13 protein-coding genes and 1 tRNA gene are annotated in these 13,554 nt (G+C 59.0%); 7 read left to right on the top strand and 7 right to left on the bottom strand.

Annotated features, from left to right (window positions below):
• The first annotated feature begins 9 nt into the window (after nucleotides 1–9).
• From ACLI1Q_RS01770 to ACLI1Q_RS01760, 3 genes are read left to right on the top strand one after another with little or no spacing between them, the layout of a single operon-like run.
• Nucleotides 10–1,365: an MFS transporter gene (locus ACLI1Q_RS01770; protein ID WP_284772090.1), complete on the top strand. Its 1,356-nt coding sequence runs from the start codon at nucleotides 10–12 to the stop codon at nucleotides 1,363–1,365.
• Between the two features lie 11 nt (nucleotides 1,366–1,376).
• On the top strand, nucleotides 1,377–2,024 hold the full coding sequence (gene deoC, locus ACLI1Q_RS01765) for a deoxyribose-phosphate aldolase (RefSeq protein ID WP_239270066.1): 648 nt from the start codon (nucleotides 1,377–1,379) through the stop codon (nucleotides 2,022–2,024).
• Between the two features lie 3 nt (nucleotides 2,025–2,027).
• Nucleotides 2,028–3,605, top strand: coding sequence for a phospho-sugar mutase (locus ACLI1Q_RS01760; protein WP_239270065.1), 1,578 nt, complete (start codon nucleotides 2,028–2,030; stop codon nucleotides 3,603–3,605).
• Nucleotides 3,606–3,770: 165 nt separating this feature from the next.
• Here ACLI1Q_RS01760 and ACLI1Q_RS01755 read toward each other — a convergent pair whose 3' ends face one another.
• The gene (locus ACLI1Q_RS01755) at nucleotides 3,771–4,808 is read right to left on the bottom strand and encodes an ABC transporter substrate-binding protein (RefSeq protein WP_239270064.1); all 1,038 of its coding nucleotides are present in this window, start codon (nucleotides 4,806–4,808) and stop codon (nucleotides 3,771–3,773) included.
• Between the two features lie 141 nt (nucleotides 4,809–4,949).
• Between ACLI1Q_RS01755 and ACLI1Q_RS01750 the strand changes: the two genes are divergently transcribed.
• The 3 genes from ACLI1Q_RS01750 to ACLI1Q_RS01740 are packed head-to-tail and all read left to right on the top strand — an operon-like array spanning nucleotide 4,950 to nucleotide 7,775.
• Nucleotides 4,950–5,897 carry a FecCD family ABC transporter permease gene (locus ACLI1Q_RS01750; protein WP_239275285.1) on the top strand — a complete coding sequence of 316 codons (948 nt, stop codon included), beginning with the start codon at nucleotides 4,950–4,952 and terminating at the stop codon, nucleotides 5,895–5,897.
• A complete protein-coding gene (locus ACLI1Q_RS01745; RefSeq protein ID WP_239275283.1) occupies nucleotides 5,894–6,949 on the top strand; it encodes a FecCD family ABC transporter permease in 1,056 nt (351 codons plus the stop codon). Before ACLI1Q_RS01750 ends, ACLI1Q_RS01745 begins: the two co-directional genes overlap by 4 nt.
• Before the next feature lie 22 nt (nucleotides 6,950–6,971).
• Nucleotides 6,972–7,775, top strand: a complete 804-nt coding sequence (locus ACLI1Q_RS01740) for an ABC transporter ATP-binding protein (RefSeq protein WP_239270061.1) — start codon at nucleotides 6,972–6,974, stop codon at nucleotides 7,773–7,775.
• 223 nt (nucleotides 7,776–7,998) lie between these two features.
• Here the strand turns inward: ACLI1Q_RS01740 and ACLI1Q_RS01735 are convergent, their stop codons facing one another.
• From ACLI1Q_RS01735 to ACLI1Q_RS01720, 4 genes are all read right to left on the bottom strand, one after another.
• A complete protein-coding gene (locus tag ACLI1Q_RS01735; RefSeq protein WP_298692284.1) occupies nucleotides 7,999–8,154 on the bottom strand; it encodes a hypothetical protein in 156 nt (51 codons plus the stop codon).
• A gap of 95 nt (nucleotides 8,155–8,249) precedes the next feature.
• On the bottom strand, nucleotides 8,250–8,999 hold the full coding sequence (locus ACLI1Q_RS01730) for a hypothetical protein (RefSeq protein ID WP_239270060.1): 750 nt from the start codon (nucleotides 8,997–8,999) through the stop codon (nucleotides 8,250–8,252).
• A gap of 28 nt (nucleotides 9,000–9,027) precedes the next feature.
• Nucleotides 9,028–9,109 (bottom strand) — tRNA-Tyr (locus tag ACLI1Q_RS01725).
• 109 nt (nucleotides 9,110–9,218) lie between these two features.
• Nucleotides 9,219–10,223 (bottom strand): polyprenyl synthetase family protein, encoded by a 1,005-nt coding sequence (locus tag ACLI1Q_RS01720; protein WP_239270059.1) that lies wholly within the window; start codon nucleotides 10,221–10,223, stop codon nucleotides 9,219–9,221.
• A gap of 98 nt (nucleotides 10,224–10,321) precedes the next feature.
• Here ACLI1Q_RS01720 and ACLI1Q_RS01715 point away from each other — a divergent pair, with 98 nt between their 5' ends.
• Nucleotides 10,322–11,590, top strand: a complete 1,269-nt coding sequence (locus ACLI1Q_RS01715; protein WP_239270058.1) for a geranylgeranyl reductase family protein — start codon at nucleotides 10,322–10,324, stop codon at nucleotides 11,588–11,590.
• A gap of 16 nt (nucleotides 11,591–11,606) precedes the next feature.
• Here ACLI1Q_RS01715 and ACLI1Q_RS01710 read toward each other — a convergent pair whose 3' ends face one another.
• On the bottom strand, nucleotides 11,607–12,311 hold the full coding sequence (locus ACLI1Q_RS01710) for a demethylmenaquinone methyltransferase (protein ID WP_239270057.1): 705 nt from the start codon (nucleotides 12,309–12,311) through the stop codon (nucleotides 11,607–11,609).
• An 11-nt stretch (nucleotides 12,312–12,322) separates the two neighbouring features.
• Nucleotides 12,323–13,522: a glycosyltransferase family 4 protein gene (locus ACLI1Q_RS01705; RefSeq protein ID WP_239270056.1), complete on the bottom strand. Its 1,200-nt coding sequence runs from the start codon at nucleotides 13,520–13,522 to the stop codon at nucleotides 12,323–12,325.
• Nucleotides 13,523–13,554 lie beyond the last annotated feature (32 nt).

The following is a 13,554-nucleotide window of genomic DNA, read 5'->3' as shown; positions in this document are numbered from 1 at the left end:
CCCACCGCCATGCTGAAAAAAGTTAAGGCCACCCCGGGTGAGCGCACCCAGGTAAACCCCAAGGCCGCCGTCCCCATCCTGCTGTTTGTCTTCGTCTTCTCCCTTATCATTGACAATGGTTTCAAGACGATGACCATGCCGATCGCGGAAGCGCTCGAAATTTCCGATAAGACCGCGTCGCTGCAGGCCTCCCTGGCCGGCGTGATCATTGGTATCGGCGCCGTCGTCTACGCCGCCTTGGCGGACTCCATTTCTATCCGGAAACTGATGCTTACCGGCATCGTTTTTGTGGCCGTGGGTTCCATCCTGGCCTTCGTCTTCTCTGGTTCGTGGGCCATGATATTAACCGGCCGCCTGATTCAAACCACCGGTTTGGCCGCCGCTGAGACACTCTATGTCATCTACGTGACCAAGCACTTGAGCGAGGATGATCAAAAGACCTACCTCGGCTTTTCCACCGCCGCCTTCCAGGCTGGCCTGCTCATTGGCGCGCTGACCTCCGGGTTCATCTCCACCCACGTGTCTTGGACGGCGATGTTCCTCATCCCGCTCATCCTCCTGCTGACCATTCCGCCCATCATTAAGAATGTGCCGGAAGATGAGGCCGTGGAAAGCCACCTGGACGCGCTCGGCCTGTTCTACGTTGCCCTCTTTGCCAGCGCTCTTATCTTGTTCATGCAGGATTACACCTGGTACTGGCTCATCTTCGCCATCGTGGGCGTTGCCGCATTCATCGTGCACATCAAGAACGCGAAGAACCCCGTGGTTACCCCGGAATTCTTCACCAATGGCCGCTACGTGTGGACCATTATCATGGTGCTCTTTGTCTATTCCACGCAGCTGGGCTTTATCTTCCTGCTGCCGTTTGCAGCCCATGACATGCACGGCATGAGCTTGGATCAGGCCTCGCTGTTGATGGTGCCGGGCTATATCTGCGCCATCCTCGTCGGCATCTTTTCCGGCAAAATTGGCAAGGTCATGTCCTCTCGCGCCACCATTTACACCGCCTTTGGCATGGTTGCCGGCGCGCTCTTGTTCGCCGCGTTCTTCGCGCAGGTTCACGTTTCCGTGCTCATCATCGCCATCGTGGCCTTTGCCAGCGGCTTTGCCCTGATGTACGCCCCACTGGTCAATACCGCTTTGCGCAATATCAGCGCAGCCAAGTCCGGCATCGCCATTGGTTTCTACAACCTCACCATCAATATCGCCGTGCCCCTGGGCATCGCTTATACCGCCAAGCTGCAGGAATCCACCAGCTACACCACCACGCTGTTGGTCCTCACCTTCATCGCCGCCATCGGCTCTGGCCTCTATGTGGTCTCTGACCTCAAGATGGCCCGTAAAGAATCCGCTGCTATTTCCTAAAGGAGAAAATCATGACTTCTCGCAACGACGTTGCTTCCTACATCGACCACACCCTGCTCAAGCCAGAGGCCACCCCGGAGCAATTCCGCGCCCTGGTAAAAGAGGCCACCGAGCTTGGCACCTACGCCGTGTGCGTCTCCCCTTCCGCCCTGCCGCTCGAGACCCCGAAGTCCCTCCATGTCGCCACGGTCGTGGGCTTTCCCTCCGGCGCCGTCAAGCCGGAAATCAAGGCCGCTGAAGCCGCCCGCGCGGTTGCCGATGGCGCCGAGGAAGTAGACATGGTCATCAACATCCCGCTGGCCATCGAGGGCCGCGCCGAGGAGCTGCAGGCAGAAATCCAGGCCGTGCGCGATGCCATCCCGGGCAAGGTGCTCAAGGTCATCATCGAGTCTGCCGCGCTTTCCGATGCCGCCATCGTCCTCGCCTGCCAGGCCGCCGCTGCCGCCCAGGCGGACTTTGTCAAGACCTCCACCGGCTTCCACCCCGCCGGCGGTGCCTCCACCCACGCCGTCAAGCTCATGCGCGAGACCGTAGGCGACAAGCTGGGCGTGAAGGCCTCCGGCGGCATCCGCACCGCCGAGGATGCTCTCGCCATGATCGAGGCCGGCGCCAGCCGCCTGGGGCTGTCCTCCTCTGCCAAGATCCTCGAGGAGCTTTAAGCCATGTCTGTGGATAAGACCTTCGATTTCGACTACGCCCGCACCTGGGCCGAACACGATCCGGATGCGGACACCGCCCGTCAGGTGCTCACGTGGATCGAGGAAGATAACTCCGAAGAACTCGCCGCCGCCTTCGCGGGCCCCCTGAACTTTGGTACCGCGGGCCTGCGCGCCGCCGTGGGCGCGGGCGAATCCCGCATGAACCGCGCCGTGGTCATTCGCACCACCTACGGTCTTATTACCTGGCTCAAGCAGCAGGTCGATACCCCGGTCGTTGTCATCGGCTGCGATGCCCGCCACGGCTCCGCGCAGTTCCAGCGCGATGCCGCGCAGGTTATCTCCGCCGCTGGCGGAAAGGCCTTAGTCCTGCCTGCGCAGAATCCGACCCCGCTGACCGCCTTCACGGTGCGTTCCTTAGGCGCGGACGCCGGCATTATGGTTACCGCCTCCCACAACCCGCCTGCCGATAATGGCTACAAGGTGTATCTGGGTGGCCGCGTTGCCACCGGCCCGGGCGAGGGCGTGCAGCTCATCTCCCCAGCCGATAAGGAAATCGCCGCCGCCATCGCTAAGGCCCCCTATGCCGATGAGGTCCCGCTCACCTCTGATCACATCGAGGACGTCAATACCCGCGCGGAGTACCTCGACCGCGCCGCCACGTTGGTCGGTGAAAATACCGATATCACCATCGCTCTGACCGCCATGCACGGCGTAGGTGCCGAACTGGGTAAGGAACTGCTGTCTCGCTGCGGCTTTACTGTCTCGCTGGTGCCAGAACAGGCCGCTCCCGACCCAGATTTCCCCACGGTTTCTTTCCCCAACCCGGAGGAGCCCGGCGCCCTAGACCTTGGCATTCAGCATGCTGAGAAAATCGGTGCCGATATCCTTATCGCTTATGACCCTGACGCCGATCGCTGCGCCGCCGCCGTGCCTACCGATGGCACCTGGCGCCAGCTCAGTGGCGATGAGACCGGCGCCTTGCTTGGCGATTACCTCGCCCGCCGCGGCGCTACCGGCAACTTCGCCAACTCCCTCGTATCGTCCCGCCTGCTCGGGCGCATCGCCGCACACTACGGCCTCGGCCACGAGGAAACCCTGACCGGTTTCAAGTGGATCGCCCGCACCCCGGAGCTTGCCTTCGGCTACGAAGAAGCCATTGGTTTCTGCCCCGATCCCAACGCAGTGCGCGATAAGGACGGCATCTCCACCTCCGTGGTGCTCGCCAGCCTCGCCGCCGAATGCAAGGCCGCTGGAAGCAGCCTCCTAGGCCTCTTGGATGACATCTACGCCACGGTCGGCGCCCTGCACACGCAGCCGCTGACTTTCCGCGTCGAGGACTTGAGTCTGATTACCCAAGCAATGGACAAGGTCTCTGCCACCCCACCGACCGAGCTCGCCGGCTCCCCGGTGTCCAAGGTGGAAAAGTTTGCCCAAGGCTCGAAGTTCTTCACCGATAACGATGACCGCGTTATCGTTCGGCCCTCCGGCACCGAGCCCAAGCTCAAGTGCTACCTGGAGTCCCCCGACGCCGGTCGCCTCGATGCCATCGCGGCTGATTTGCGCGATTACTTCGGGCTCTAATCCGCCCGCTTACTGAAAACAGGTTTATGGGCCAGCAGGATTTCGCCACCATAGCGCGAATCTGCTGGCCCATAAGACTTTATAAGGCGGACTAGAGCACAAGGGCTCTTCTTTCCCTACGCGGGAAGCGCCCAACTCGGGCGGGCCCTCATGCCCTCAGGTCAATTACTTAACATCCAAGTATTCGACTAGTTCTTCCGCAATCTTTTTCGCACCCGTTGGGCCAAGACCCAAGAACCAGAGGTCATCGCTGACGCGGAAGGCCTTGCCTTCCTTCACCGCTGACAGATTCTTAAATTGTTCGGATTCAACAATTTTGTCCTCACCAGTGGCCGATGGATCGCCATAGCTGGAGTAGAACAGGTAATCTCCGTCTGCCTCAGAAATGGACTCTGGAGAAATCTCCGCTGCCAGCTCATCAATGTCCTGGTTTTCAGGGCGAGCCAGTCCTGCATCGCGCAGAATGACACCGATAAGGGACTTATTGGCGTACAAGCGGATCTTATCCGGCATGAATCGAAGCATAGAGACCGTCGTGTCCTTCGGCATCTTCTCCTTGATTTCAGCCAAGGTATCCGCATAGTCATTGAGGATATCGACGGTTTTCTCCTCTTCACCGAGCGCATCACCGATCAGCCGGAAGTCTTCCTTCCATGGATATCCTGGGCGGATAGCCAACACGGTCGGCGCGATATCGGAAAGCTGCCCGTACAGATCGTCCACGCGCAGTTGGCTGCCCACAATGAGATCGGGCTTGAGCTCCGCGATTTTTTCGACATTTACCTCCTGAATGGTGCCCACCGAAGGTACGTCTTTCACCTTGTCAGCCAGATAATCCGGCACTGGATTCGCACCCTTAGAGGTAACCATGCCTACCGGCTTAATCCCCAAGGACAGCACAGAGTCGAGCTCACCCATGTCCAGCACCACGACGCGCTCTGGCTTCTCTTTAATCTCAGTTTCACCATTGGCGTGCTTGATGGTGCGGGGGAATTGGCCCGGCTCAGCATCAGTTCCCAACTTGGCGGTTTCTTCATCAGCGGTACCAAAGCGCTCACCGCTATGGGAGACGCTTTCATTGCCCGGACCGCCCTTGGAATCGTCATTTTCGGCAGCACTGCAAGCAGACAGTGACAAGGCAATGGCGACGGCGGCAGCCATGCTTGATAGCAGGCGTTTTTTGTTAAACATTATTTCTGACATAATGGTTAGCCTAAGCTAACTTACTTATTTATTGAAAATAATATGACGCATACCAAATCAACGCTCCCCCCAATGGGTGTACCGAATACTCGTCGCCGCAGGTGGCGGGTCGGCGCCTTCCTTGCACTTGCACTTTTGCTAATGGTGCTTCTGATTGTGCTCAGCCTGTTCATCGGCGCGCAGTCTTTTACCCCCTCTGAAATAGTCGCAGGCCTCCGCGGCGGCCCCGGCAGCAGCACGGCTGGAGACATCCTGTATGAGCGACGAATCCCACGCACCGTCGCCGCCATCCTCGCGGGTACTGGGCTCGCGGTCGCCGGTTGCATTCTCCAGATCATCACCCGAAACCCGCTGGCAGATACCGGAGTATTCGGCATGAACGCCGGCGCCGCCTTCGCGGCCGCGCTCGCTCTTAGCGTATTCGGGCTATCTTCACCCCTAGCTTTTACCGCCGCTGCCTTGATCGGTGCGGGTGGCACCATGCTATTAGTTGCGCGCCTTGGCCGAGACATCTCTGGCGCCATAGATCCGCTCCGTATCGTGCTTGCCGGCGTGGCGTTAAGCGCTGTGTTCGAAGGCCTTTCTGAGGGCATGTCACTCCTAGATCCGCAAGCCTTTGCCCGAATCAAGGCATGGATGGTGGGCAGCATGGATATTGCTTCTACCACCCCGCTTTATCTCATGGGGTGCGGATTGGCCGTCGCCGCAGTGATGTTGGTTTTCCTAGCGCCCCGCCTGACCGTCCTGCCGCTGGGTGAACACGCTGCAGAAGCACTTGGCATCAACGTAGCCCAAACCCGCGCACTGGCCCTCTTTGTTGTATCTTTGCTCGCCGCAACGACCACTGCCGCAGTCGGCGTCTTAGCATTTGTCGGCATGCTTGTCCCCCATTTGGTTCGCCAAGTAGGCATCACCAATGAGCGCGATCAGATTTGGATTAGTGGGTTAATCGGTCCAAATCTGCTTCTCTTCGCCGACATCATTGGGCGGCTTATCTTGCCCGGCGAGTTACCCGCCGGAGTAACCGTCGCAATAATCGGTGCTCCTTTCCTCATTTTCCTTGCACAACGCAAGCAGGTGGTTCTATGAGGACCACAGACCTAAATGCCACGCGAGCCGCTACCACCTCGGTACGCACCATCGCTGCGCGATACCGCCGCCGCGAAACAATTGTGCTTTTTGTGGGCGTCGCCGCAGTCCTTCTCGCTGCCGTCGTAGCGCTGACGTACCCTGGCGCAGGACTAGATCGCGTGTCGGCTTGGCAGGCGCTTATTCACCCCGACTCCGGCTTCGGCACCACCGTAATCTACGAATGGCGCTTGCCCAGAGTCACCGCTGCCATCGTGGTAGGGGCTGGCCTCGCTATTGCCGGCACGCTTTTTCAGACCGTAACCCGCAACCCGCTGGGCTCGCCCGACATCATTGGTTTTAACACCGGTGCCTATACCGGGGTGATCGTGGTGAGCTACTTAGGGTTCAGCAGTTTTATTAACGTCGCATTAGGAGCGGTGGTTGGGGGCGGGATCACCGCACTGATCATCGTCGTCCTAGCCCTACGCAGGCAGGTAAGCGGCATGCGACTCATCCTGGTCGGTATCGGAGTCTCCCTTACGCTCTCCGCGGTCAACCGTTACCTCATCTTGAGCGCAGATTTGGACACGGCTATGGCTGCGGCCACGTGGGCTGCTGGTTCGCTCAACGGCATTGAATGGATTTTCGTCGGCCCAGCGGCCATCGTGCTGGCACTAATCATCGTGCTAACTTTCACGTTGAGGTCGCGTTGCGAGGCCCTAGAGCTTGCCGATGACACCGCCTACTCCCTCAGCCTAAATGTAACCCGCACCCGCCTTGTTCTAGTGTTCCTCTCTGCCCTTTTAACAGCACTGTGCACCGCGCTGGCCGGTCCGATTTCTTTCGTAGCCTTAGCGGCACCACACCTGACAAGGTTCCTTACCGGTGGCCAACGAGTCAGCCTCCCTGCTGGTGCACTTATCGGCGCCACCTTGCTATTGGTCTGCGACATCATAGGGCAACAGCTTTTCCACCCCACCATGCTTCCGGTTGGCGTCGTAACCGTCACCTTGGGCGGCACATACCTGATCATCCTCATGCTCTTCGCGCACCGCACCTACCGCAGGTAATTTTGAAAGGACTTTCCCCAAAATGGCTTTCCCAGATTCAGACAGCGATGGAGACATCGCGGTAGCAGTACAGGGCGCTACCGTCACTTACGGTGACTTCACCGCCGTAAACAACGTAAGCGTGGATTTCCCGCGCGGAAAATTTACGTGCATTATTGGCCCCAATGGCTGTGGCAAATCCACGCTTCTGCGCGCTATGGCGCGAGTATTGCCCACAGAGGCAGGCACTATTTCCTTAGAAAACAAAGCGATTGATTCTTTCGGCCGCAAAGAATTATCGCGGCGCATCGCGCTCATGGCCCAAGATGCAATAGCCCCTGAACATCTCACCGTAACGGAACTGGTAGCACGTGGCCGGTTCGCACACCTGGGAGCGTTGGGGCAACGCAGCAGCCAAGACTTCGACAAGGTATCCCAAGCAATATCGACGGTGGAACTGGATTCGCTGGCTGACCGGCGAATGAATGAATTATCCGGCGGTCAACGCCAACGCGCTTGGTTGGCCATGGCGCTAGCCCAAGACACCCCAGTGCTCCTACTGGATGAGCCCACAACCTTTTTGGATTTGGGCTATCAGCATGACTTGCTCACTCTGGTGAGAAACCTCAGCGAAAACGAGGACAAAACAGTCATCGCCGTAGTACACGACCTCCAGCAAGCGATACGTTTCGCCGACCATCTAGTAGCGATGCAAAGCGGGCAGTTAGTCGCCCACGGAAATCCCGTGGACATAATCACCTCAGAACTAATTGAGCACCTATATGGCCTACCCGTAGAGGTTACCAAGGCTGGGCAGCAAGGACGGACAGTAATCATTCCAGACTGAAGTTTGAAGTGTCCCAGGTTTTTCCTCTGAGTAGACGGGAAATCTGAACTAGGGCCTGACCCCCGGAAAGTAGACACATCGGGGGTCAGGCCCAGCGGATTCATAAGGCCTTGGACTACGCCACCCCACAAAAAGTGGAAACCGAATACTATCTCACTCAGCCCATCAACACAGGGTCGTAAACGGAGCGGAACTCAACCCAGGACGCTTCAAAATTTGGGAATCACCTACCCGTGGCCATTTCCTCTTTATCTTTATCCGGCCATACGGTCACTACTTTGTACGTGTTGTAGACCATTGCTACGAATACAACAATATTTCCAAAGATGAGCCACTGCGGTGCATCGTTCGGCAGAACTATCTGTAGAACAGCACTCACGAAACACAGCATTGCAATGTTCGTACCCAACGAGATGATCAGCATTCTACGTCCAAGGCTCATTTTTATCCCTTACTTTTTCGTGTTTCTTATATTTATCCGCACTGGTCAGCGGCTGTTATGATAGAGCCAGATGCGTTTGCCATGGTAACCGCAGCCATCGTAGGCCCAATAGGGCCTGTGAGCGGCGCGGACGCGACTTCGACTGCGGATCCCACAGTTGCTGCGCCCCCTAGAAGGACAGCCCCCGCACACCCAGCAGCAGACCGAGTCTGAATGAGAGTTGCGTCGACCAACTCTGGATCAACATTCGTTGAATACTTTGCAGCGATCTGGTTGCCCTCTACCGAGTATTCGATGTTTACTTTCTCTCCAGTGATGAGAGTCTTTGAAGTGGGCAGAGCTTCTTCTTTGCCATTCGGGCTTTCTACAACTACTGCGTCTGCTTCTTTATGAACATTGCCGTTTACTACTTCAGCGGAGTATCCACTCTCATTAGCGTCATTGATTACGAGAAGTGCCTGTTGCTCCTCCTGGGCCTTAGCAATCCTTTCCTTAAGGACATCATTTCCCGTCCCTGTGTTGGTTGACTGCTGAACCTCGTTCTGAGAATTTTCTGCGGATGTAGCGACTGGCACTGGTACGAGTACAGAAGCTAGTGCGATAGAAGCAGCAAGCTTAGTTCCAAACTTCAAGGAAAACCTCTTTTTGAATTCTGGAATACGAATGAACTCAGGTGGATGATAAGGTCTGCGCTCGTCCTGCGCAAGACATAACTGGAATATCCCCTTTTGACCTTTAAGCCCCAAGACACACTTTTTGTCGCATATGCCACGAAGCCCCACAAGCTTCAGCTTGTGGGGCTTTATGTTGTGCCAGGTAGAAGATTCGAACTTCTGAAGGCAATGCCGGCGGATTTACAGTCCGCTCCCTTTGGCCGCTCGGGCAACCTGGCATGCACTCTGCGGTGCGTGTATGTACTTTACTATGAATCACCCACCTACCTCCAAATCGCCAGCGCAGCGGGGAGAAATGGAATGTTAGGAGGGGCCACCAGCAAGCAGCTAGCCCACTCGGCGAACGGTGTAATCCGCGAGCTGGCGCAGCGCTTGGCTAGCGGAATTTTCCGGCAGTACGGAAAGCTGTTCTTCTACCGTGCGTAGGTAGGCATTAATGTCCTCTAGCGCCCTCTGCCGGCCGCCAGACTGGCGCAGGAGGGCGATGGCACGCTCGACCTCAGCATCGGTTTCTAGGGGTCCTGTCAGCAGCTCACGCAGCTGGTCGCCCACTTCCCCGTCCTCTTCCAGGGCGTAGAGGACGGGGAGGGTAAACACGCCCTCTCGCAGGTCGGTGCCCGGGGTCTTTCCGGAGTCTTTCGGATCGGAGAAGATATCGATGACATCGTCCACGATCTGGAAGATCATGCCGATGGCACCGCCAATGCGGTACAGCGCCGCAGCGTGGTCGGCCGAGGCGCCGGAGTGGTACGCGCCGAGGTAACCGGCAGAGGCGATAAGCACCGCGGTCTTTTCCTGAATAACGGCCATGTAGTGGTCCACGGGGTTGGCTTCACCGGCACCGATGGTCTCGCGCATCTGGCCGGTCACCAGCTCTTCAAAGGTATCCGCGAAGTGGCCCACGGTATGGGTATCTAGTTGGCTCATCAGGCGGGAGGCGTGCGCGAGGAGGGCATCACCGGCAAGGATGGCCACGGAGTTATTCCACCGGGAGTTGGCGGATTCCACGCCGCGGCGGCGGTCCGCCTCATCCATCACATCATCGTGGTACAGGGTGGCAACGTGCACCATCTCCACAACGGTGGCGGATTTAATAACCTCTTCACAGCCCGGTTTGGCGCCGTACTCAGAGGCAAGCAGGGCCATCATCGGGCGAAAGCGCTTGCCGCCCGCCTTGGACAGATGGCTTACCTTGTCCTTCAAGAAGTCCTGGCCGCGGTCAGTTTCACTGCGCAGCTTTTCTTCTACTGCTTCCATGCCCGCGCCAATGCGTTCATTAAGCTGTGGATCACCAAGATCCACGTGAGTGGCATGCGAGTGGCCGTGAGTCATTAAATAGCGTTCCTTGCAATTAAAAGCCAGAGATAATCGTTTATCTACCGTAGTCCAAACCAGCCCCCTTAACACACTTGAGGGGTTGAACTAGTGCAATGATAGTCCCTATGTCGGAACAGATCGATTCCCCCCGCCCTGTCGAAGTCGCCATCATCGGCGCAGGACCCGCCGGAGCCGCTGCGGCCATCCACGCCGCCCGCGCTGGCTATGAGACTATCCTCATTGATTCAGCCACATTCCCCCGCGATAAAACCTGCGGCGATGGCCTCACCCCACGGGCAATGCACCAGCTAGACAAGCTTGGCATCACCATTAACGCCGTCTACCGCAACCGCGGGCTTAAGCTGCACGGCTACGGCGGGGACGTCACCGCCCCGTGGCCGCAGACCTATCCTTCCCAGGTGGGCACTGCCCTGCCGCGCTTTAGGCTCGATGCGCAGCTGGTAGAGGCTGCCACCGCCGCAGGTGCCACGCTTATATCCGGTACCCCCGCGAGCGCCCCGGTCATGGAGGGCAACCGGGTGACCTCGTTTCGCATCGGCGAGCAGATTATTCGGCCGAAATGGCTCATCGTGGCCGATGGCGTGCGTTCTACCTTTGGCAAGCAATTGGGCCGCACCTGGCACCGCGATGAGGTCTATGGCATCGCCGCGCGCTCCTATGCCGCCTCCCCTCAGGCAACCGAGCCGTGGATGCACTCGCACGTGGAATTAAAAGACGAAGACGATTCCGTCCAGCCCGGCTACGGCTGGATTTTCCCGTTGGGCGCAGAGCTTGGGCAGGTCAATATCGGCGTCGGTGCGCTATCGACCGCACAGCGGCCGGCCAAGATTAATACCAAAAAGTTGCTGGAGTTCTACGCCGCCCAGCAGCGCGCGGAGTGGGGCCTTGGGGACATCGAGCATGTCACCTCTGCCCTGCTGCCCATGGGCGGGGCGGTCTCTAATGTGGCGGGGGCCAATTGGATGCTCATTGGTGATGCCGCCGCGTGCGTCAACCCCTTAAACGGCGAGGGCATCGACTACGGCCTCGAGACCGCAGCGCTCGCGATGGGCATGCTCGGGCCGAAGGATTTCACCCTCGCGTGGCCGGCCACCCTGCGCGAGCACTATGGCGAATCCTTCCTGCTTGCGCGCACGGCCGCCCGCCTGTTGACCTACCCGCAATTCCTGCCCGTGGCGGGCCCATTAGCACTGCGCGGTCCGGTGGGCCGCTTGCTGATGCCCGCTGCCGCACGCCTCATGGGCAACCTCATCACGGAGGAAGACCGCGACCTTATCGCCCGCCTGTGGCGCACGGCGGGCCGCAGCATAGGGGCCGTCCGGCGCGATACGCCCCTGTGGGCCTCCACCGCGGCGGTCTAGGAGGGCTGTAAGGGGTTTACTTCAGGGCATCGGCAAGCGGCTTCGTTGCCGAGTGCAAGGCGACGATGCCCAGGGTGAGGTTTTGCCAGCCCGCGTCGGCCCAGCCATTGCGGTTGATGGCCGCCGCCAACTCCTCTTGTCCAGGCCAAGCGCGGATGGATTCCGCGAGGTAAATATAGGCATCCGGGTTGGAGGAGACCACGCGCGCAACCGGGGGCAGCAGGCGCATGAGGTATTCCTTGTACACGGTGCCGAATACCGGGACGATGGGGGTGGAAAATTCCGCCACCGCCAGGCGCCCGCCCGGCTTGGTCACGCGCGCCATTTCCCGCAGCCCCAGCTCGTAATCGTGGATATTGCGCAGGCCATAGGAGATGGTGACGGCGTCAAACGTATTATCCGCAAAGGGCAATTTCATGCCATCGCCGGCCACCTTGGGTACGTCGCGCTCGCGTCCGGCGGCGAGCATGCCGCGCGAAAAATCGCAGGCTACGCACCACGCGCCGGATTTGGACAGCTCTTCTGTGGATACCGCGGTTCCGGCCGCGAGGTCGAGGACCTTCTCCCCCGGCTGCAGGTTAAGGCGCTCGCGGGTGCGCTTGCGCCAGCGCTTGTCCTGTCCAAAGGACAAGACGGTATTGGTGAGGTCGTATTTTTCGCCGACGGCGTCAAACATGCGCGCGACGTCGAAGGGCTTTTTATCCAGATCTGCCTTAGACACAAATGCCTAGTCTAGGCTACGCGCGCCCCAAGGGCACGAGCCGCCCACCGCGGCAGCTCTGGGCGCTGCCCCAAAATGGTCAGCGGCACCCGGCGGGTATCTTCCAGCACCTCTTCGTAATAGCCCACCAGCTGCTCGCACAGCGCGGTCCACGTCTTCGAAGAAATGGAGGCGCGGGCATTATCCCGCAACTCCGCATGGATCTCTGGGTTTAAGAGCGCATCGACGGCATTGGGCAGGTCATCGACAAAGCTATCCACGTCTAAGAGCAGGCCGTTATAGCCTTCTTGGATAAGGTCCACGGGCCCGCCTGCCCGCGGGCCGATGGTGGGCACGCCAGAGGCTTGGGCCTCCTGGATGGACTGGCAGAAGGTTTCAAATTCGCCGGCGTGCACAAAGACATCGAGCGAGGCATAGGCCTGAGCCAGCTCCTCACCGCTGAGCGCGCCGGTGAACACGGCGTTGGGAAGCTGTGCCTCCAATAGCGGGCGCTCGGGGCCGTCACCGACGATGACCAGCTGAATATCCTCGCGGCCATTAAGCGCGGACAACCGGTGCACGCCCTTTTCCGCGGCCAAGCGGCCGACGAAGCCGACGATGTTTTTCTTTCCACTGCGGTCCCAGCTGCGGCGCAGGCTAGCCGAGCGCTTTTGGGGATGGAAAAGCTCGGTATTGACGCCGCGGCCCCAATGGCGCACGTGCTTGATGTGGTGTTTTTCCAAATCCCGGATGGTCAGCGAGGACGGCGCCAAGGTCATCTGGCAGGAGTTGTGGATCGTGCGCAGCCACTCCCACACAGCGTAAGCCAAGGCGGAGGCGTGGTACTTGGTGGCGAATCCTGCGACATCGGTTTGGTAGAGCGCCACTGCCGGAATGCGCTGTTGGCGGGCCGAAAATGCGCCCGCCGCACCCAGCACAAACGGGCTAGCTAGGTGGATGATATCGGGCTTGAACTTCCGCAGCGCATCATCCACGGCCGTGGTCGGCACGCCCACCGGCAACGAATCCACCAGCGGCACGCGCACGGTGGGCACGCGGTAAATGGGAAAGCCCAAGTAATCAGGGATTTCTTCTTGGCCCTCGCGGGCACCGGGGGCGATGACAATCGCATCGTGTCCGGTTTCTTGCAGGTGCTCCAAAACGCGCAGCACCGAGTTTGTCACGCCATTGACATTGGGGAGGAACGATTCAGCCACGATTGCAACTCGCATGCCACCATAATGACCTATTTTTCTTGGCCTTT

Origin of the sequence: Corynebacterium limaceinasi (genome assembly GCF_046717465.1) — a bacterium.
GTDB lineage: Bacteria > Actinomycetota > Actinomycetes > Mycobacteriales > Mycobacteriaceae > Corynebacterium.
This window is presented reverse-complemented; position numbering and strand designations above follow the sequence as displayed.

Coding starts and splice junctions, on each gene's coding strand:
- ACLI1Q_RS01755 (WP_239270064.1), bottom strand. CDS start 4,808: ATGTCAGAAATAATGTTTAACAAAAAACGCCTGCTATCAAGCATGGCT.
- ACLI1Q_RS01745 (WP_239275283.1), top strand. CDS start 5,894: ATGAGGACCACAGACCTAAATGCCACGCGAGCCGCTACCACCTCGGTA.
- ACLI1Q_RS01770 (WP_284772090.1), top strand. CDS start 10: ATGCTGAAAAAAGTTAAGGCCACCCCGGGTGAGCGCACCCAGGTAAAC.
- ACLI1Q_RS01760 (WP_239270065.1), top strand. CDS start 2,028: ATGTCTGTGGATAAGACCTTCGATTTCGACTACGCCCGCACCTGGGCC.
- ACLI1Q_RS01740 (WP_239270061.1), top strand. CDS start 6,972: ATGGCTTTCCCAGATTCAGACAGCGATGGAGACATCGCGGTAGCAGTA.
- deoC (WP_239270066.1), top strand. CDS start 1,377: ATGACTTCTCGCAACGACGTTGCTTCCTACATCGACCACACCCTGCTC.
- ACLI1Q_RS01715 (WP_239270058.1), top strand. CDS start 10,322: ATGATAGTCCCTATGTCGGAACAGATCGATTCCCCCCGCCCTGTCGAA.
- ACLI1Q_RS01705 (WP_239270056.1), bottom strand. CDS start 13,522: ATGCGAGTTGCAATCGTGGCTGAATCGTTCCTCCCCAATGTCAATGGC.
- ACLI1Q_RS01720 (WP_239270059.1), bottom strand. CDS start 10,223: ATGACTCACGGCCACTCGCATGCCACTCACGTGGATCTTGGTGATCCA.
- ACLI1Q_RS01750 (WP_239275285.1), top strand. CDS start 4,950: ATGGTGCTTCTGATTGTGCTCAGCCTGTTCATCGGCGCGCAGTCTTTT.